The 19854-nt window shown below is 70.5% G+C and carries 12 protein-coding genes and 1 riboswitch; of the genes, 10 read left to right on the top strand and 2 right to left on the bottom strand.

The window, feature by feature from the left end:
• Nucleotides 1-37: 37 nt before the first annotated feature.
• A riboswitch (SAM riboswitch) is annotated at nt 38-152 on the bottom strand.
• Between the two features lie 320 nt (nt 153-472).
• Entirely contained in the window at nt 473-3679 is a 3207-nt protein-coding gene (locus tag AX669_RS09470) for a DNA translocase FtsK (RefSeq protein ID WP_082740796.1), read from the top strand.
• 205 nt (nt 3680-3884) lie between these two features.
• Here the strand turns inward: AX669_RS09470 and AX669_RS09465 are convergent, their stop codons facing one another.
• A complete protein-coding gene (locus AX669_RS09465; protein WP_062258070.1) occupies nt 3885-5591 on the bottom strand; it encodes a MauE/DoxX family redox-associated membrane protein in 1707 nt (568 codons plus the stop codon).
• A 68-nt stretch (nt 5592-5659) separates the two neighbouring features.
• On the opposite strand from AX669_RS09465, the gene rimO reads away from it, so the two are divergent.
• The 4 genes from rimO to AX669_RS09445 all read left to right on the top strand — a co-directional run bounded on the left by rimO (nt 5660) and on the right by AX669_RS09445 (nt 8776).
• A complete protein-coding gene (gene rimO / locus AX669_RS09460) occupies nt 5660-7141 on the top strand; it encodes a 30S ribosomal protein S12 methylthiotransferase RimO (RefSeq protein ID WP_062258068.1) in 1482 nt (493 codons plus the stop codon).
• 52 nt (nt 7142-7193) lie between these two features.
• Nucleotides 7194-7835, top strand: coding sequence for a CDP-diacylglycerol--glycerol-3-phosphate 3-phosphatidyltransferase (gene pgsA, locus AX669_RS09455; RefSeq protein WP_062258091.1), 642 nt, complete (start codon nt 7194-7196; stop codon nt 7833-7835).
• On the top strand, nt 7832-8332 hold the full coding sequence (locus AX669_RS09450) for a CinA family protein (protein ID WP_062258066.1): 501 nt from the start codon (nt 7832-7834) through the stop codon (nt 8330-8332). Before pgsA ends, AX669_RS09450 begins: the two co-directional genes overlap by 4 nt.
• A gap of 150 nt (nt 8333-8482) precedes the next feature.
• Nucleotides 8483-8776, top strand: a complete 294-nt coding sequence (locus AX669_RS09445) for a helix-turn-helix domain-containing protein (RefSeq protein WP_038567666.1) — start codon at nt 8483-8485, stop codon at nt 8774-8776.
• A 49-nt stretch (nt 8777-8825) separates the two neighbouring features.
• On the opposite strand, the gene AX669_RS09440 is transcribed toward AX669_RS09445, so the two are convergent.
• The gene (locus AX669_RS09440; RefSeq protein WP_082740794.1) at nt 8826-14219 is read right to left on the bottom strand and encodes a DEAD/DEAH box helicase; all 5394 of its coding nucleotides are present in this window, start codon (nt 14217-14219) and stop codon (nt 8826-8828) included.
• A gap of 97 nt (nt 14220-14316) precedes the next feature.
• Here AX669_RS09440 and AX669_RS09435 point away from each other — a divergent pair, with 97 nt between their 5' ends.
• The 5 genes from AX669_RS09435 to AX669_RS09415 all read left to right on the top strand — a co-directional run.
• Complete coding sequence (locus AX669_RS09435) at nt 14317-14550, top strand: DUF3046 domain-containing protein (RefSeq protein ID WP_062258089.1); 234 nt, start codon at nt 14317-14319, stop codon at nt 14548-14550.
• A gap of 407 nt (nt 14551-14957) precedes the next feature.
• Nucleotides 14958-15983 (top strand): recombinase RecA, encoded by a 1026-nt coding sequence (gene recA / locus AX669_RS09430; RefSeq protein ID WP_369815079.1) that lies wholly within the window; start codon nt 14958-14960, stop codon nt 15981-15983.
• 82 nt (nt 15984-16065) lie between these two features.
• Entirely contained in the window at nt 16066-16998 is a 933-nt protein-coding gene (locus AX669_RS13950; RefSeq protein ID WP_062258063.1) for a regulatory protein RecX, read from the top strand.
• A 63-nt stretch (nt 16999-17061) separates the two neighbouring features.
• Nucleotides 17062-18600 carry a tRNA (N6-isopentenyl adenosine(37)-C2)-methylthiotransferase MiaB gene (gene miaB, locus AX669_RS09420; protein WP_062258061.1) on the top strand — a complete coding sequence of 513 codons (1539 nt, stop codon included), beginning with the start codon at nt 17062-17064 and terminating at the stop codon, nt 18598-18600.
• A gap of 46 nt (nt 18601-18646) precedes the next feature.
• Nucleotides 18647-19854, top strand: a 1208-nt coding sequence (locus AX669_RS09415) for an MFS transporter (protein WP_062258087.1), incomplete at its 3' end; no start/stop codon positions are given.

Raw genomic sequence — 19854 nt, 5'->3', positions numbered from 1 at the left:
TCCTCGAATCAGGGGCCTCGCCGTCGCCAGATGGCTCGGCCCGCGCTTGCCGACACCGGTGCTGGTGGCGGCCAGGTCGTCACCCGGAGCACCCCACCGCGGTGGAGGGTTGCCGTCCAGCAAGCCGGGGCTGTGCGCTGGAACTCATGACCTACGTGAACGCTCGCACCCGGCCCTCCGCCGCGTCCACCGACGTGCGGCCAGAGGTTCGCATCGTGAGATCACCTGTGGGATCGCGGATGGCGAGCGCCGCGCGCAAGAGTCGGCGTCTCGCGGTGGGGATGCCCGTGGTCCCCCGGGCAGCTGGCGGCGCCTCCGACACGGGTCAGGGCGCTGTCGGATGCGAGCGCGTCAACGCGCCAGCGCGTCGGGACGCGGATTCGAAGGTGTCGAGCCGACCCGCCGTCACCATTGGACCCGTGTCACGGCGTGGGTCCGCGAAAACGGCCGGAACCCCCACTAGCCTTGCGGGGTGGCGACCCGAAACAGACCAGCGAACGACAGCGTCCTCGTCGCGAAGAAGGCCTCTTCGCAGCCGCGCGCCAAGAGCTCGCGCCCGGCCGGCGCATCTGCGGCCTCGACGACGCGCGCCCGCACGACCCCGCCGAAGTCGAGCGCACCACGTTCGGGCGGCACGACGAAGAATGCACCCGCGCGCAAGACCGGCTCGTCGCGAGGGGCTGCTGAAGCGCGTCCCTCCGCGTCCGGTCGCGCTGCTCGTGGCGCGTGGATGGGTGTTTCGCACGTCGCCGGCGGCACCGTCCGCCGCGTCGGCGCCGCCGCTTCTGACCTCGAACCCGAACACCGTCGCGACGGGCTCGGTTTCGCCCTCCTCGCCCTCGGCATCGTCGTGGCTGCGCGGGAGTGGTGGGGGCTGCCCGGCATGTTCGGGGACGTCGTCCACGCCGTCGCGGCCGGCACGTTCGGCGTCATCGCCTACGTTCTGCCCGTCGTCCTCATCGGCATGGCCATCCACATGTTCCGCCACCCGCGGGGGCACCAGCCGACCAACCGCATGACGATCGGACTGACGATCCTCGCGCTCGGCTCGACGGGGATCGCCCACCTCGTCGGCGGGCGTCCGTCGACAGGGGTTTCGACCGCGGTGCGCGGCGCAGGCGGCATCCTCGGCGTCATCACGGGAGGGCCGCTGTCTGCCGCGCTCACGGTGTGGGGCGCGGGCATCATCCTCGCGCTCGTGTCGTTCTTCGGTTTCCTCGTGCTGACGCGCACGCCCGTCAATCGCATCCCGCAGCGCATCCGCGAGGTCGAGGCGCAGATCTTCGGCCACCCCCTCGATGAACGCGACGACGAGGGCGAGCTGCTTCAGCGTGACGCCGTCGCCGACGACCTGCACGGCGCCGACATCGGCAACCGCGCGCGGGGCGGCTCGCGTCGCGGCGCGGGTGACGACGCCCGGCGCGGCGATGAGCCCTACGAGCAGGCCGCCGAGGTCGTCGGCAAGGGACCGCGCGGCAAGGGCCGTGGCACATCACGCAACCCGCTCAACCGCCGTCGCGGTGAGCAGCAGATCTACGACATCGACACGATCGACGGCGCCCCGGCGGGCGTCGATCAGACGCGAGAGATGCCCGACGGCGGCTCTGACGACGAGCGCGCCGGCGACGCGAGCGCCGCTGCGCTCGCGCGAGCCCGGGCATCGCGCTCCGGAGCGTCGCCGGCAGGTGGGGCAGCGCGCCGCTCCGCACCCATGGATTCCGTCGACGATGCCGTCGTCGACCAGGCCTCCGCACGTGCGGCGCAGGCGTCGCGCCCGGCGTCGGCACAGCGGCCGGGGGAGTCGCCGAAGGCCGCGGCGGCCCGTCAGGATGCCGGTGCCACGCGCGTCGAGCAGGCTGCCCCGGCCGCAGCCGTCCCTCAACGTCAGGTGGAGGCTCAGCCCACCGAACAGCTTCCACCCCGTGTCGAGCAGCTCGCAATGGGCGGCGACGTCACGTACACGCTGCCCGATTCGAACGTCCTCGAACAGGGGACCCCGCCCAAGGAGCGCTCCGCCGCGAACGACCGCGTCGTCGACGCGCTGACCGAGGTACTCGAGCAGTTCGGCATCGACGCCGTCGTCAGCGGGTTCACGCGCGGCCCGACGGTGACGCGCTACGAGGTCGAACTCGGCCCTGGCGTCAAGGTCGACCGTGTGACGGGGTTGAGCAAGAACATCTCGTACGCCGTCGCGAGCGCCGACGTGCGCATCCTATCGCCGATCCCCGGCAAGAAGGCCATCGGTATCGAGATCCCGAACGCCGACAAGGAACTCGTCAGCCTCGGCGACGTGCTGCGCAGCCAGGCGGCGCGGAACAACACGCACCCGATGGTCATGGGTGTCGGAAAGGACGTCGAGGGCGGCTACGTCGTCGCGAACCTCGCGAAGATGCCGCACATGCTCGTCGCGGGTGCGACGGGCGCCGGTAAGTCGAGCTTCGTCAACTCGATGATCACGTCGCTGCTCATGCGGGCCACGCCCGAAGAGGTGCGCATGGTGCTCGTCGACCCCAAGCGCGTCGAACTGACGGCGTATGAGGGCATCCCGCACCTCATCACGCCGATCATCACGAACCCGAAGAAGGCCGCCGAGGCACTCGAGTGGGTCGTGCGCGAGATGGACGCACGCTACGACGACCTGGCCGCGTTCGGCTACAAGCACATCGATGAGTTCAACAAGGCGGTGCGCGCGGGCAAGGTGCAGCTGCCGCCCGACAGCAAGCGCAAGCTCGCGCCGTACCCCTACCTGCTCGTCGTCGTCGACGAGCTCGCCGACCTCATGCTCGTCGCGCCGCGCGACGTCGAGGCGTCGATCCAGCGCATCACGCAGCTCGCGCGTGCCGCGGGCATTCACCTCATCCTCGCGACGCAGCGCCCGTCCGTCGACGTCGTCACCGGCATCATCAAGGCCAACGTGCCGTCGCGCCTGGCGTTCGCGACGTCGTCGCTCGCCGACAGCCGCGTCGTGCTCGACCAGCCCGGTGCCGAGAAGCTGCTCGGCCAGGGTGACGCGCTGTTCCTGCCGATGGGTGCGAGCAAGCCGATGCGCGTGCAGGGCGCATGGGTCAACGAATCCGAGATCCACGCCGTCGTCGCGCACGTCAAGAGCCAGCTCGCGCCGAACTACCGCGAGGACGTCGCGCAGGTCGCGCCGAAGAAGGAGATCGACGACGACATCGGCGACGACCTCGACGTGCTGTTGCAGGCCGCCGAACTCGTCGTCACGACACAGTTCGGATCGACCTCGATGCTGCAGCGCAAGCTGCGCGTCGGCTTCGCCAAGGCCGGTCGCCTCATGGACCTGCTCGAATCGCGCGCCATCGTCGGGCCGTCGGAGGGCTCGAAGGCACGTGACGTGCTCGTCAAGCCCGACGACCTGCCGCAGACGCTCGCGTTGCTCAAGGGCGAGGACGTGCCCGATGCGTCGGGTGGCGACGGTTTCGCGGATGCTGGCGAGGACGACGCCCTCGGCGGTATGGGTTCGGGCGGCTCCGGGGGTTCCACGGGTGCACCCGGCTCGATGGGTGCGGGCGGTTCGATGGGAGCGGGGCCGATCGACCTCGTCGCGCAGTCGCAGGCCGACCTCGCCGAGCCGGGCGAGCAGTACTACGACGGGCACGACTCGTCCGATGACGACGGTTCTGAGGACGCCTGGAACCTCACGAGCAACGCCCGCTGACCCGCTCGTCCGCGGATCGGGCGCGCGCCCATCTGCGATTCCCGTCTCCATCTGCGATTTACGTCGTCATGCGCGATTTTCGTCCACCTTCGCGGTTCTTGGTCGCCTTCATGAGAGTGACCAAGAATCGCGAAGGTGGACGCCGTTCGCGGAAGGGGACGGGAATTGCCAAGGTGGACGTAAATCGCCGGCGGGGACGGCTGCGTCAGGAGTGAACCGGGCGCGCAGCGGCTACCTCGGTGAGGATGTCCTGCATCGTCGCCTCGATGGCATCGAATCCCGAGACGGGGCCGGCGATGAGTTCCTGCGTCGGGCCGACGGCGAACAGCGTCGGCGTGCCGACCCGCATCATCTGTGAGATGGCGAGCGGCTCGTCGATCATGACACGGGCCGGGTCGGTGCCGCGCTCGACGATGACGTCCGCCTGCGGCTGCGTCGTGACGACGTAGTGGATCGGCAGGTCACCGAGCTGTTCCTGCCACGCCGGCGCTGCGTCCATGACGTGCAGACACGACCCACACGACGGTGAGACGTAGAGAAAGATCGCTGGGCCCATCGCGCCAATCTGTCGCAGTGACATCGTCGCGCCCGTCGCATCCTCGAACATCATGAACGGCGTCGGCGTCGGCACGTAGTCGAGCAGATCATCGGCGCTCGCCTCTGAGGGGTCCGAGACGTTGTGAACGCCCGCGGCATGAGGCGACGCTTGGTTGACGGAGGCGGCCGGAGATTCAGGGGCATCGGCGGCGCGAGTGTGATCAGGGGCGACGGGCGTCTCAGCGGTGAGGGCGTCAACCCCGTGAGACTCGACGGCGCTCGACGCGGCGGCGCCGGTGGCCGGGGCGACTGCGGGGTCCAATGGCGCGGCGTCCGAGACCCCCACGGTTGAGGTGTCGGCGGGGTTCTCGTTCGGCGCGGCACCGAGCTGGTCGGCGACATCACCCATGAGAGCGATGACGTCCTTCGCGCCGCCCACCGGCCCGCCGGCGAGCTTGCCGTCGGCGCCGAGCAGCACGGCCGAGGGAGTGCCGACGCCGAACAATCGCGCGACGGCGTACGTCTCGTCGAAGAGCAGGTCGAAGTCGTCGGCGTCGTCGAGGCCCGGCACGACCTCGCGCGGCGCCATCGGCAGCACGAGGCTCGTGCGCAGCGACGGCACGGTGCGCTGCCAGGTGCGCGCGTGCTCGATGACGTCGATGCACGAGCCGCACGTCGGCGACACCAAGAGCAGCAGAACGGCTTCACGCGCCGCGAGGTCGCGCAGGGTCACGCTCTGCCCGCCCGGCGTCGTGACGTCGGCGAAGGGGATGGGGACGCGCAGGTAGTCGTCCTCGTCGCCGCCGCCCGCGGTGGCGGCCGTGCCCGAGACCGCAGAAGCCGCCGAGTCGTCGCCGCGGTGGCCAGCGATGAGCCACGTCAGCACCACCGCGCCCAACACGCCCGCGAGCCAGGCCCACTCGCCGCCGTCGAAATCACGCAGGCGCGCCAGGACGCCGTCACCACGCGCCGCGTCGAACAGCGACAGCGCCGCGAGCGCGACGAGGACGACGTTGCGTACCGCAGTGAATCGGTCGACCAAGCCGAGGCCGAGCTTGCCGAAGCACGAGCACGTGACGGGCTCGCCGAAGCCCAGCGCGCGCACGATCACGACGAGGTAGGCGACGAACAGCAGCACGGCCGCTACGTTGACCACGGCCGCGAGCCACCCCGACGTCACGATGAGCGCGATCGCGAGGACGATCTCGGCGACCGGCAGCAGCGTCGGCACCTTCCACCGTATGACGAATCGCGGCAGGCGCAGGCTCGTGAAGGCCTGGGCGGCGGTCTCGAGATCCGCGAGCTTCGCGACGCCGGAGACGAGGAGCACGAGCGCGAGGAGGACGGCCGGGACGATCAGTGGGGCGTCATACACGTGCCAATGATAGGTCGCTCGGCGTGGGCCGAACCTTGGGCGCGGGCGGCGCCACTAGACTTTCGAGCATGACTTCCGCCCCCACCCGCAGCGTCGCCGTCGTCACCCTCGGATGCGCGCGCAACGAGGTCGACTCCGAAGAGCTCGCAGGGCGTCTGTCCGCGGAGGGCTGGACGCTCGTCGACGATGCCGCAGAGGCGGACGTCGCCGTCGTCAACACGTGCGGGTTCGTCGAGCAGGCGAAGAAGGACTCGATCGACGCGCTGCTCGAGGCGAACGAACTCAAGGAATCGGGGCGGACGCAGGCCGTCGTCGCCGTCGGCTGCCTCGCCGAGCGCTACGGCAAGCAGCTCGCCGATCAGCTGCCCGAGGCCGACGCGGTGCTCGGTTTCGACTCCTACACCGACATGTCGACGCACCTGACGTCGGTGCTCAACGGCCACAAGCCCGAGGCGCACATGCCAGGCGACCGCCGCAAGCTACTGCCGATCTCGCCCGCGAAGCGGCAGGAGGGCGCCGACGGTCTCGCACTGCCCGGCCATGGTGCGCCGGTCAGCGAGCCGTCGGACGTCGAGGTGGCCTCGCCCGTCGCGACGCCGCGCGTCATCCGTGCCCGCCTCGACGGCCGTCCGTGGGCGCCGCTCAAGATCGCGAGCGGTTGCGACCGACGGTGCGCGTTCTGCGCGATTCCCGCGTTCCGCGGCGCGTTCATCTCGCGTCGCCCCGCCGACGTCCTCGCGGAGGCGCGCTGGCTCGGTGAGCACGACGTCAAGGAGGTCTTCCTCGTCTCGGAGAACTCGACCTCCTACGGCAAAGACCTCGGCGACCTGCGCCTGCTCGACACGATGCTGCCCGAGCTCGTCGCCGTGGACGGCATCGAACGTGTGCGCGTGTCGTACCTGCAGCCCGCGGAGATCCGGCCCGACCTGGTCGACGTCATGGCGAACACGCCTGGCATCGCGCCGTACTTCGACATCTCGTTCCAGCACGCCTCCGGCCCGTTGCTGCGCACGATGCGGCGCTTCGGGGATCGCGAGTCCTTCCTCGGCCTGCTCGACGACGTGCGTCGCCGCGTGCCGAACGCGGGCATCCGTTCGAACGTCATCGTCGGGTTCCCGGGCGAGAGTGAGAAGGACCTCGACGAACTCGAACAGTTCCTCGTCGCGGCGCGCCTCGACGTCGTCGGTGTCTTCGGCTACTCCGACGAGGACGGCACCGAGGCCGAGACCTATGCCGACAAGCTGCCGCAGGACGAGATCGACGCGCGCCTGGAGCACTTCCGCACCCTGACCGAGGAGCTCAACCTGCAGCGCGCCGAGGAGCGCATTGGGGAGCGTCTCGAGGTGCTCATCGAGGCCACCGAGTCGGACGACGAGGACGACCCCGAGGCCGCCGTTCGCCATGTCGGCCGCGCTGGGCAGCAGGGCCCGGACGTCGACGGCATGACCTACGTCGAGGCCCCCGACGGGCGCGAACTGCGCGTCGGCGACATCGTCGAGGTCGAGGTCGTCGCTACCGAAGGCATCGACCTCGTCGGGGAGCTGCGCTGACGTGGCGCATCGTGGGACTCAGGGCCACACGCCCGACGCGACCGAGGGTGGCGTGACGGACGACCCAGCCTCCGAGCCTGCGGCCCCCGTCGACGCGCCTGCGGGCCGCGAGACCGTCAGCGACTGGAACATTGCGAACGCCCTGACGATGGGTCGCATCGCGCTCGTGCCGTTCTTCGGCTGGTTCCTCGTCGCTCGCGGCGGGCACGACGACACGTTCCGCATCATCGCGTTCGTGCTGTTCGCCGTCGCGGCGATCACCGACCGCATCGACGGCGACATCGCCCGCAAGCGTGGCCTCGTCACCGACTTCGGCAAGCTGATGGACCCGATCGCCGACAAGGCCCTCACCGGCATGGCGTTCGTCGGCCTGTCACTCATCGACGTCGTGCCGTGGTGGGCGACCGTGCTCATCCTCGCGCGCGAGATCGCCGTCACCGCACTGCGATTCGTCGTCATCCGCCGCAGCCACGGCGTCATGCCGGCCAGCCGCGGCGGCAAGATCAAGACGGCGCTGCAGGCACTCGCAGCCGGCCTGTTCGTGCTGCCGCTGCCATGGGTCGGGCACGCGCTGGCGTGGGCGATTCTCGCGGGCGCGATCGTCGTCACCGTCGTCACCGGCGTCGACTACTTCGTCCAGGCGGCGCGGCTCAACCGCCGTCGTGGGGGGCGCGGGACGGAAGGGTCGGCATGAGCGTGGGAGCGTCCGAGACGGCTCAGCTGCTCGTCGAGGATTTCACCCGTCGCGGGCTGAGGTTCGCCTGCGCAGAATCGCTGACGGCGGGGCTCGTCAGCGCGGGGATCGCCGACGTCCCCGGCGCCAGCCGTGTGCTGCGCGGCGCGGCCGTCACCTATGCGACGGAGGCGAAAGCCGCCGTCCTCGGGGTGGACGAAGCTCTGCTCGCCGAACGCGGAGCCGTCGATGCCGAGGTCGCCACGCAGATGGCGCGCGGTGCGCTACGTCTCTTCGAAGCCGACGTGGCCGCCGCGACGACGGGCGTCGCCGGGCCGAGCGAACAGGACGGTCAACCTGTCGGACGCTGCTACGTGGCGATCGCGGTCGCGGACCGGGAATCCGAGCCCGACGGTGTGCGTTGTCACGTTCAACAGTTCACCTTCAGCGGTGATCGCGCGGCGATCCGTCGGGCTGCGAGCGAAGCAGCATGGCGGATGAGCCTCGACCAGGCGTGAGGGCTAGCACGATCCGTATGGAACACGCCGCCGACGAAACCGTCGTCGGCGGCCCGTCCACGGCGGCCCTCGGAGGGTTGTCACCCGTCGCCGCTACAGTGAAAGCAACCAAAACTGGCACGCACGTGCCATCGTCACCAGGAGATACGCATGATCTTGCTTCGCGAAGAGCTCGGTGACGTGCTGCGCTCCCAGCGTCAGGCGCAGGGGCGTACCCTGCGCGAGGTCTCGAAGGCGGCGCGCGTGTCGCTCGGTTACCTGAGCGAGATCGAGCGCGGCGAGAAGGAAGCCTCGTCCGAGCTGCTCGCCGCCGTCTGCGAGGCGCTTGAGCTGCCGATGTCGCAGACGCTGCACCTCGTCGCCCAGAACGTCGCGCGCGCCGAGGCTGCGCACGCACCCGTCGTCCTGCACCCCAACCGTGCGGCGGTCGCCAAGGCTGCGTGACGGCCCTCGGCTGAGCGGCGCCGTCGCGGGGAGCCCGCCGCGGTGATGCTCAGCGTCGTTTGCGGATGCCGTGCGGCCCGGCGACGAACCCCGCGTCCATCAGCGCCCTCACGATCGGCTCGTCCGAGGTGAGGGCGCTGATCCCGTTCACCGTCTTGATGCTGAGCGAGTCGACCTGGCCGCCGCTGACGAGCCCCGCCAATCGTGCGCCCACCTCCGGCCAGACGGCGTCCTCGGCCGTCCAGGTGAGGGCCGTGCGGCCGCCGCGTTCCACGTAGGCGACGAGAGCGCCGTCGGCGATGACGACGAGCGCGCCCGCCTTGCGCCCGGGACGGTGACCGGCGTGCTCGTCACGTGCCGGTGGCCACGGCAGCGCCGCGCCAAACGGGTTGGCCGGGTCGCAGGCCGCGAGCACGAGACACTCGACGGGCCGAGCACCCCACGGATCGGGCTCCGGCGCGCGCGTCGCACGCAGCGCATCGACGGCGACCGACGCCCCGAACTGCGAGGCTCCGAGACCTTCGACGAAGTAGCCGCGCCGCACGAGCCCACGCTCCTCGGCGCCGGCGAGCACCTTGTAGACGGCGGCGAACCCACCGACGACGTCCTCGTCGACGACGGCGCCGCGCGTCACGATGCCGTGGCGGGCGAGCAGCCCCTCGGCCCGCGTGAACGTGCGTTCGGTGAGATCATCCTCGGCTGCGGGCAGAAGGCGCCACCGTCCGACGGCGGTCGGAGGGGTCCTGCCGGCGGCCGCTGCGCTGGGGCGGCCGGCACGCGACGACAACGACGGACCCCGCAGGCGGGCATACCGCGAGCCGCGCGCCGTCGACACCCGCGGCTTGTGCGCACTCGCGCCGCCGGTGAGCAGAGCGCGCACGGGCGCGAACGTGTCGCCGCTGACGTGACCGTTCCACACCGCGTCCCACAGCGCGCTCGTGAGAGCCGAGTCGTCCGCGGTTGCCAGGCGAGTGCGCAGATCGGCGAACAGGTGGCTGCCACCAACCCCGAGGGCTCGCGCCACTGCGCCGCCAGTGAGGGGCGAACGCCCCTTCTGCGTCCCGGTCTGAGTGGGCGCTGCCGTCCTGTCGTCGCGGGACTCAGCGGTCGCGCCGTGCGCACCTGAGTCAGCCGTCATCGGGGCGGCGGCACCCGCCACCTCGGCGAGTTGGTCGGCGGGTGGTTCGCTCACACCCGAGCCATTGACGTCGGCATCGTCGGTGTTATCGACAACGCCAGAGGCCGCCGCGTCGGATGTCTGCGCATCTGGCTCGGCGTCAGATCGGGCGGCACCAGATCTCGCAATCTCGGACGATGCGGCAGCGGCCGTCGACCGCTCTTCTGCGGGCGCCTCACGGCCGGGGGCGTCGAGCTCACTCGGAAGGGCGTGCGCGGCCAGCGTCAGGGGAGCGGTGTCGGGGAAGTGGAAACTGATCCAACCGTCGTCGGCGGAGATGCTGCCGTGCCCCTGCCACAGCAGTTCACCGGCGGCGAGCAGCTCGTCGAGGTCGGAGGGGCGGTAGTTCGTCACGCGGGCCGGCAGGATGAGGCTCTCGATCGCGGACGCGGGCAGCGGCACCCCGACGAGCGGTTCGAGGGCGGCGAGCACACCGTCGGGTCCGCGCAGCCCCCCACCCACCTGCTGCCAGCGCGGCAGGAAACGGGCGTACTGCTCCGCGGCGACCGGTTCGATCTCCGCGCGCAATGACGCCAGCGACATGCGTCGCAGCGTGCGCAAGACGCCCGGGTCGCAGAACTCCCCGTCACGATCGCCGCCGCCGAGCGAGTCGGGCAGCAGAGCTCCGTGGACGAGGCGCGAGTCGTGCGCGAGCCGCGTCAGCGCACTCGTGACGACGGCGACGCCGAGGCCGTAGTGTCGCGCCGCGCGGGCCGCGGTGAACGGGGCGTGGCTCGCCGCGTATCGCAGCAGTAGATCGTCGAGCGGCGCCGTCACGGGTTCGAGATACGCCTGCGCAACGCCGGGCGGCAGCGCGACACCGAGCGCATCCCGCAGACGCGACGCGTCCTCGATCGCGGCGAGGCGCACGTCACCGCCCCAACGCACCTCGATGGCGCGCCGGGCCGCGACGAGTTCGCGCCACCACGGCTCGACGTCGCGGGCCTCGGCACCGGGAGTTGGGTCGAGCTCCGACTCATGGTCGGCCGCGTCCGACCCCACGTCGTCAGCCGTCACGTCCGTCGAGGCCGCCTCCACCGCGTCGTCGCCGGTCTCCGCCAGCTCACCTGCCGCCGTCGGCGCCGGACCGGATGACTCCGCCTGCGATACCACCGGGTCGGCCGACGACGTCGGGGCCGGCACAGCCTTTGCGGCGATCTCCTCGAGCGTCAGCGGGCCAAGGGCGCGCAGGGCATCGGCGAGATCCTCGGCATGGCGCAGACGCCGGTCGGGCGCGAGCCGTTGGGTGCGCGACTCGAACAACCGCACGACGTCGGGGTCGAGCAGGTCGGCGACGGACAGTCCGCCTGCGGACCCGAGCAGGTCGGCGAGCAACTCCGGGTCGAGCGACAACGCGGCGGCGCGCCGCTCCGCGAGCGGCGAATCGCCCTCGTAGAGGAACTGCGCGACGTAGCTGAACAGCATCGCCTTGGCGTACGGGCTCGGCGACGTCGTCTGCGTGTGCACGACACGCACCTCGCGCTTGGCGATGGAACGCATGAGATTCACGAGGCCGGGCACGTCGTAGACGTCCTGCAGCACCTCACGCACCGCCTCGAGGACGATCGGGAAGCTGGGGTAGGCGCTCGCGACCTCGAGCAGCTGCGCGGCCCGCTGACGTTGCTGCCACAGCGCCTGACGCTTGCCCGGGTTACCGCGCGGCAGCAGCAGCGCACGCGCGGCGCACTCGCGGAATCGCGCCGCGAACAGGGGCGTGCCGCCGACCTGATGGGTGACGATGTCGGCCACATCGTCCGGGTCGAGCACGATCGCCTCGATGAGGGCGTTCGTCAGGGTGTCGTCATCGCCCTCGGTCTCGAGCAGGCGGAAGACCAGCCCGTCATCGGTGTGCATGGCCTGCACCTCGACGCCGAACCGCTCCGCCATCCGGGCGCTGACGGCGAGCGCCCACGGTGCGTGCACGGACGCGCCGAAGGGGGAGTGCACGACGATGCGCCAGTCGCCCATCTCGTCGCGGAAGCGTTCGATGACGACGGTGCGGTCGGTCGGCATGTGCCCGACGGCTTCCTGTTGCTCACGCAGGTAGGTGAGCAGGTTGCGGGCGGCGAGTTCGTCGAGCCCGAGTTCGCGGGCGCGCGTGAGGGCGTCGTCGTCGCTCGTCTCGGCCATCTCCCGGGTGAACGCACCGATCGCCGCACCGAGTTCGAGGGGTCGCGACAGTGCGTCACCCTTCCAGAACGGCAACCGCGCCACCTGCCCCGGCGCGGGGGTGACGAGCACCTGATCGCGCGTGATGTCCTCGATGCGCCACGTGCTCGTGCCGAGGGTGAACACGTCGCCGACGCGGCTCTCATAGACCATCTCCTCGTCGAGTTCGCCGACGCGGCGCCCCGGCCCGTCGCCGCCCGCGAGGAAGACGCCGTACAGGCCGCGGTCGGGGATGGTGCCGCCGGAGGTGACGGCCAGTCGTTGCGCGCCGGGGCGCGAGCGCAGCACGTCGTCGCTGCGATCCCAGACGATGCGGGCGCGCAGCTCACGGAAGGTGTCGCTCGGATACAGCCCCGACAGCATGTCGAGGACGGAGTCGAGGACGCTGCCCGTCAGACCCGCGAACGACGCCGCGCGACGCAGCACCCGTTCGAGGTCATCGCGACGCCACTCGTCCATCGCAACCATCGCGACAACCTGTTGCGCGAGAACGTCGAGGGGGTTGGCCGGAACCGCGATCGACTCGATGAGGCCGCGCCGCATGCGGTCGACGACGACGGCGGCGCTCAGCAGATCGCCGCGGTACTTGGGGAAGAGCACACCGTGGCTCGTCGCCCCGACCTGGTGACCCGCACGGCCGATGCGCTGCAGCCCGCTCGCCACGCTCGGTGGCGATTCGACCTGTACGACGAGATCGATCGCGCCCATGTCGATGCCGAGTTCCAACGAACTCGTCGCGACGACGGCGGGCAGGCGCCCCGCCTTGAGCTGGCCCTCGATCTCCGCCCGCACGTCCTTGCTCACCGACCCGTGGTGAGCGCGCGCGATGACGGCCGGCGTGCCCGCCGACGTCCCGGCACCGCCGATGAGCGCCGCAGGTGGGGTCGAGGCGCGCGCGTCATACCCAGGCATGACCTCGTCGCGGGTCGCCCGGCCATCTCCGGCGCGAGCCTCGTCAGCCCGGGCAGCGCCGGTCATGGCGTCGCCGACGGGGCCTGTGGCCCACGGGTCGACGAGGGAGCTCGACGATGCGTGCGCTGGCTTGTCCGCGTCTGCGGCGGTCGCGTCGTCGTCGTTCAGATCGGCCGCGTCGAGGTCGATGTCGTCTGCCCCGGCTGAGCTGCCGAGCGCTTCCGCCTGCGCCGCGGCGTCGAGGCGCTCGGCCCAGATCTCGTTGAGGCGTGCCGTCAGACGCTCCGCGAGTCGCCGCGAGTTGGCAAACACGAGCGTCGAGGTGTGCGCGGCGATGAGGTCGACGATGCGTTCCTCGACGTGGGGCCAGATCGACGCCGTCCGCTCCGGGGCGTGATCGTCGAACGAGGCGTCGTCGTCCCGCGGGCTGGAGGCGAGGTCTGCCATGTCCTCGACGGGGACGACGACGTCGAGCTCCCACGTCTTCGTGATCGGCGGCGCGACCGTCGTGACGGGGCGCCCGCCGGCGAGATAGCGCTCGACCTCGCTGATCGGGCGGACGGTGGCCGAAAGGCCGATGCGCTGCGCGGGGGAGTCGAGCAACTCGTCGAGTCGTTCGAGCGTGACGGCGAGGTGCGCGCCACGCTTGGTGCCCGCGACGGCGTGGATCTCGTCGATGATGACGTACTGCACGCCCTTCAGCCGCTCGCGCGCGTTGCTCGTCAGAAGCAGGAACAGCGACTCCGGGGTCGTGATGAGGACATCGGCGCCCTTGCTCGCGAAGTCGCGCCGCTGCTTCGGAGTCGTGTCGCCGGAACGCACCGCCACCGAGACCTCGGGCTCGCTCAGGCCGAGGCGCGTCGCCGCGTGACGGATGCCGACGAGGGGGGAGCGCAGGTTGCGTTCGACGTCGACGGCGAGGGCCTTCATCGGCGAGACGTACAGGACCCGGCAGCGGTGGTCGGCGTCGGGCTGCGCGTCGTCGCCGGCGTGCATGACCTGGTCGAGCCCCCACAGGAAGGCGCTCAGGGTCTTGCCCGAACCGGTCGGGGCGACGACGAGCGTGTGCTGCCCCTCACTGATCGCTTCCCACGCGCCCTCCTGAGCGGGGGTGGGTGCGCCGAACGTGCCCGTGAACCACTCACGGGTGGCCGGCCAGAAACGTTCGACGACAGGGCTGTTCATGCGCCCAAGCGTGCCACGCGGCGCCGACAACCCGTCGTTTCGCGGTTTTCGCCCCGTCAGGTTGCCCCCGCAGTGGCCCGTGGGCGAGGGTGGCGGGGTGCGAGAGAGTGAGTTCAACCGCCTCATGGCAGACGAGTTCGGCGACGCCTACGGCTCGATGGTGGCGAGCAGCCACGTCTTCGGCGCGCTCGACGGGCGCACCGCGAGCGAGGCGCTCGCGGCCGGCGTCCCCGCCCGACGGGTCTGGCTGGCCGTGTGCGACGCCTTCGACATCCCCGAGGAGCGCCGCCTGGGCCGCGACCGGCCCGTCATCGACCACCCGTTCGAGTGAGGCCGTCTCGGTTCCGATGAGCCGGGCGGGTCGTCCCGGCTGTGGGTAGGGGTGAGCGGAACGAGAATGGCGGGTGCCGCCGTCGCGGGTCTGAGGTGGCTCGTCGACCGCACGCGGACACGCCACGCGACGCTGTTCGAACGCGTGTTCTATTTCGTGTAATGTGGTCCACAGATGCGACGCCGGGGAACCCTTCTCCACAGCGTGCGTGGCCCGTGATTCCGGTGTTGTCGGTGGTCGCATCTAGCGTCTGATTCGACACGAGGTCACCCAGCACGTCGGCCTGCTCGTCGATCGCCGGTAGGCGCGACCACCCACGATTTCGAAGGAGAACGGCCATGGCCAAGGCACCCACCACCCCCAACCCGTCAGCATCGGGCGACAAGATCAAGTCGCTCGACACCGTGATGGCTCAGATCGAGAAGGCCCACGGCAAGGGGTCGATCATGCGCCTCGGCGAGGACGTGCGTCCTCCGATCGAGGTCATCCCCACCAGCTCGATCGCGCTCGACGTCGCGCTCGGCATCGGTGGCCTGCCCCGTGGCCGTGTCGTCGAGATCTACGGCCCGGAATCTTCGGGTAAGACGACGGTCGCGCTCCACGCCGTCGCCAACGCGCAGAAGGCCGGCGGCATCGCGGCCTTCATCGACGCCGAGCACGCGCTCGACCCGGAGTACGCCCGCAAGCTCGGTGTCGACACCGACTCGCTGCTCGTCAGCCAGCCCGACACGGGTGAGCAGGCGCTCGAGATCGCGGACATGCTGATCCGTTCCGGTTCGCTCGACATCATCGTCATCGACTCGGTCGCTGCGCTCGTGCCCCGCGCCGAGATCGAGGGCGAGATGGGTGACAGCCACGTCGGTCTGCAGGCGCGCCTCATGTCGCAGGCGCTGCGCAAGATCACCGGTGCGCTCAACTCGACCGGCACGACGGCGATCTTCATCAACCAGCTGCGCGAGAAGATCGGTGTCATGTTCGGCTCCCCGGAGACGACGACCGGTGGTAAGGCCCTCAAGTTCTACGCGTCCGTCCGCATCGACGTGCGCCGCATCGAGACGCTCAAGGACGGTTCGGAGCCGGTCGGCAACCGCACTCGCGCCAAGATCGTCAAGAACAAGGTGGCGCCGCCGTTCAAGCAGGCGGAGTTCGACATCCTCTACGGCCAGGGCATCTCGCGCGAGGGTGGCCTCATCGACATGGGTGTCGAGCAGGGCTTCGTCCGCAAGTCGGGTGCCTGGTACACGTACGAGGGCGACCAGTTGGGGCAAGGCAAGGAGAACGCCCGCACCTTCCTCAAGGACAACCCGCAGCTCACCGATGAACTCGAGCTCAAGATCAAGAAGAAGCTCGGCATCATCCCGGACGACGACGCGGTGCTCGAGGGCCTCGACCCGGACGCGCCCATCGACGCCGAGGTCATGGTCGACTTCTGATCGACGCCACGACGCGGCGGTGACGCCCCCGCTCCGACCGGGGATCGACGTCGCCGCGTGTGGGAGACGGTGAGCGCGACACATGCCTTCACGACCTGACGACGTCAGGCAGTCTCTGGGGCTGCCCGACTTCGTCGACCCCGTCGACGTCGGCGAGGCGAGCCTCGTCGCGTCACAGACGTGGGGCGACGAGCGACCGGCCACGGCGCGCGGCTTGTCGACCGGCGACCCTGCCGCCGGAGTCGCTCGTCCCTTCGGCTCGGCGGGCCACGAAAGCCGCTTCGCCGGTGACGACAGTGGTGACGGCGACAACGCCAGCGCCCGGCCCGGCCGCGCCGGGCGCCGGCGCCAGGGTCGGGGCGGTTCGTCGTCCGGGTTCGGCCAATCATCGTTCGGTACGTCGTCCTTCGGCGCCTCGTCCTCGGGCGTAGGCGCGCGCTCAGGCGCCAATCGCAAGGCCAAGAAGCAGCTGACGTGGGCCGAGAAAGCCGAGCGGCGCGAGAAGCGGGCAGCGGCGCGACGGGAAGCCGAGGCATCTGAGCGCGAGAAGGACCCGATCGGGTACGCGCGCGAGATCGTCCTCACGCAGCTCACGGCGATGCCGCGCAGCCGCTCGCAGCTCGCCGACAAGCTGCGTGAGAAGGAGGTGAGCGAGGACGTCATCGACGTCGTCCTCGACCGCATGGAGGACGTCGGGCTCGTCGACGACGAGGCCTATGCCGCCATGCTCGTGCGTTCGAAGCTCGCCTCCCGGGGGCTCGCCCGTCGAGCGCTGCGTCAGGAGCTCAAGCGCAAGGGCATCGACGACGACGTCGCGACCGTCGCGCTCGAACAGGTCGACGACGATGTCGAACGCGAGCAAGCTCTCGTCCTGGCGCGCAAGAAGATGGTGACGATGAGCCGGCTTGACGAGCCGACGCAGACGCGCCGCCTCGCCGGGCTGCTCGCTCGCAAGGGCTACTCGGGCGAGCTCGTGTGGTCCGTCATCCGGCAGGTGCAGGAGGAAGCGTCATGAGCGAGCACGAATCAGGCCCCGTAGCGCCCCGGAACTCGACCACGCCGACCGGCGTAGACTTGGATGGCCATGGCTAAGACGTATGAGGTGCGCACCCACGGGTGCCAGATGAATGTCCACGACTCCGAGCGCATCTCGGGGCTGCTCGAACAGGCCGGTTACACCGACTTCGCGGCGCTTCCGGAGACGGAGCGCTCCGAGAACCCCGATCTCGTCGTGTTCAATACGTGCGCCGTCCGCGAGAACGCAGCGAACAAGCTCTACGGCAACCTCGGGCACCTGCGTCCGACGAAGGACGCGACGCCGGGCATGCAGATCGCCGTCGGCGGCTGCCTCGCGCAGAAGGACCGCGCGACGATCGTCGAGCGCGCGCCGTGGGTCGACGTCGTCTTCGGTACGCACAACGTCGGCTCGCTGCCCGCCCTGCTCGATCGTGCCCGTCACAACGCCGAGGCCCAGGTGGAGATCCTCGAGAGCCTCGAGGTCTTCCCCTCGACGCTCCCGACGCGTCGCGACTCGGCCTATTCCGGCTGGGTGTCGATCTCCGTCGGCTGCAACAACACGTGCACGTTCTGCATCGTGCCGGCGCTGCGCGGCAAGGAGAAAGACCGCCGCCCCGGTGAGATCCTCGCCGAGGTGAAGGCCCTCGTCGCGCAGGGCGTCGTCGAGATCACGCTGCTCGGGCAGAACGTCAACACCTACGGCGTCGAGTTCGGCGACCGTCACGCGTTCAGCAAGCTGCTGCGCGCGTGCGGCGAGATCGAGGGCCTCGAGCGGGTGCGTTTCACGAGCCCGCACCCCGCGGCGTTCACCGACGACGTCATCGACGCGATGGCGGAGACGCCGAACGTCATGCCGAGCCTGCACATGCCGCTGCAGTCGGGCAGCGACAAGGTGCTCAAGGACATGCGCCGCAGCTACCGCAGCAAGAAGTTCCTCGGCATCATCGAGAAGGTCCGCGAGAAGATGCCGGACGCGGCGATCACGACCGACATCATCGTCGGTTTCCCCGGCGAGACGGAGGAGGACTTCCAGGGCACCCTCGACGTCGTCGAGGCCTCCCGCTTCAGCTCGGCGTTCACGTTCCAGTACTCGATCCGCCCTGGCACGCCGGCCGCGACGATGGACGACCAGATCCCCAAGGAGGTCGTCCAGGAGCGTTTCGAGCGCCTCATCGAGCTGCAGGAACGCGTCTCCTGGGCGGGCAACCGCGAGCAGGAGGGGCGCACCGTCGAGGTGCTCGTCGCGCCGAGCGAGGGCCGCAAGGACGCCGAGACGCACCGCATGTCGGGCCGGGCGCGGGACAACCGTCTCGTCCACTTCGCCGTGCCGGAGGGTGCCGAGCGCCCGCGCCCCGGTGACATGGTGACGGTCGACGTCACGTACGGCGCGCCGCACCACCTCGTCGCCGACTCCGGTCTCGACGGCGGCACGTACAGCGTGCGCCGCACCCGCGGTGGTGATGCCTGGCAGGCGTTGCAGGACGCGGCGGCCGACGGTACGCCGACCGGCGCCGCGAAGCCCGCCGTCAGCCTCGGCATGCCGTCGATCGGGCAGCCGCAGATGCCCGTCGCGACGGCGCCAGCCTGCGCCGCGAACTGAACCTCGCGCGGCAGCGACGGCGGCGCTGACCATCGCGCCGCCGCACGTGAGGCACCCACGTCGGCTCGTCCGACGATCTCGTCACGACAGGAGCAGGATTCCCACGAGTGCGCAGCTGACGCCGCAGGCGCCGCGCGGTTATCGGCGCGGCACCAACGGCTACACCCGGATCACGACCGCGCTGTTCGCGGCGGGGATGGCGACGTTCATCTCGATGTACTCGGCGCAGGCCGTCCTGCCGCAGCTCGCTCGCGAGTTCGATGTCTCCCCGGCGACGTCGGCGCTCGCCGTCAGCGCGACGACGGGCGTGCTGGCCTTCGCGATCGTGCCGGCGAGCATCCTGTCGGAGCGGTTCGGGCGCATCCGTGTCATGGCGGCGTCGGCTCTGGTCTCCGCGCTCATCGGCCTGCTCATCCCGCTCGCGCACGATCTCGGTGTCGTGCTCGCCGGTCGCGCGCTGCAGGGCCTGACGCTCGCGGGCGTGCCGGCCGTCGCCATGGCGTACCTCGCGGAGGAGGTCGACGGGCGCGATCTGGGCGCCGCGATGGGCCGTTATATCGCGGGCACGACGATCGGTGGGCTGTCGGGGCGCCTCGTCGCGGGGCTGGCCCTCGACGTCGTCAGTTGGCGGTGGGCGATGGAGGCGGCAGCCGTCGTGGCCCTCGTCTTCACGGCCGTTTTCGTGCGCCTCGCGCCGCCGAGCCGGTTCTTCGCGGCCAAACCGATCGGTGTTCGAGCATCGATGCACAACGTCGCGACGCATCTGCGCAACGCACGCGTCATGGCGCTCGTGGCGATTGCGTTCCTGCTCATGGGCGGGTTCGTGTCGCTCTACAACATCCTCGGCTTCCGTCTGCTCGATGAGCCGTTCGCGCTGCCGCAGGCGCTCGTCAGCCTCGTGTTCGTCATGTACCTGTCGGGGACGGTGACGTCGGCGTGGGCGGGGCGCCTCGCCGACCGGTTCGGCCGCGGCCGGGTGCTGCTCGCGTCGATCGCGTTCATGCTCGTCGGTCTCGCCCTCGCGTGGGTCGACTGGTTGCCCGGCGTGCTCGTCGGCATGCTCGTGTTCACGGGCGCGTTCTTCGCCGCTCATTCGAGCGCTAGCGGTTGGGTGAGCGCCATGGCCGACGAGCACCGCGCGGAGGCCAGTTCCCTCTACCTGTTCGGTTACTACACGGGCTCGTCCGTCGTCGGGGCGCTCGTCGGGCTGCCGTTCTCCCGCTCCGGCTGGGCGGGTGCGAGCCTCTTCGTCGG

It is taken from the genome of Dermacoccus sp. CCH2-D9, assembly GCF_001556795.1.
Lineage (GTDB): Bacteria > Actinomycetota > Actinomycetes > Actinomycetales > Dermatophilaceae > Dermacoccus > Dermacoccus nishinomiyaensis.
The sequence above is the reverse complement of the archived record's forward strand: the minus strand, read 5'-3'. Positions and strand labels throughout refer to the sequence as shown.

Excerpts from the sequence above, each read along its gene's own strand:
- miaB (WP_062258061.1), top strand. The coding sequence starts at position 17,062 with ATGGCCATGGCTAAGACGTATGAGGTGCGCACCCACGGGTGCCAGATG.
- AX669_RS09450 (WP_062258066.1), top strand. The coding sequence starts at position 7,832 with ATGAGCGTGGGAGCGTCCGAGACGGCTCAGCTGCTCGTCGAGGATTTC.
- rimO (WP_062258068.1), top strand. The coding sequence starts at position 5,660 with ATGACTTCCGCCCCCACCCGCAGCGTCGCCGTCGTCACCCTCGGATGC.
- recA (WP_369815079.1), top strand. The coding sequence starts at position 14,958 with ATGGCTCAGATCGAGAAGGCCCACGGCAAGGGGTCGATCATGCGCCTC.
- AX669_RS13950 (WP_062258063.1), top strand. The coding sequence starts at position 16,066 with ATGCCTTCACGACCTGACGACGTCAGGCAGTCTCTGGGGCTGCCCGAC.
- AX669_RS09445 (WP_038567666.1), top strand. The coding sequence starts at position 8,483 with ATGATCTTGCTTCGCGAAGAGCTCGGTGACGTGCTGCGCTCCCAGCGT.
- AX669_RS09440 (WP_082740794.1), bottom strand. The coding sequence starts at position 14,219 with ATGAACAGCCCTGTCGTCGAACGTTTCTGGCCGGCCACCCGTGAGTGG.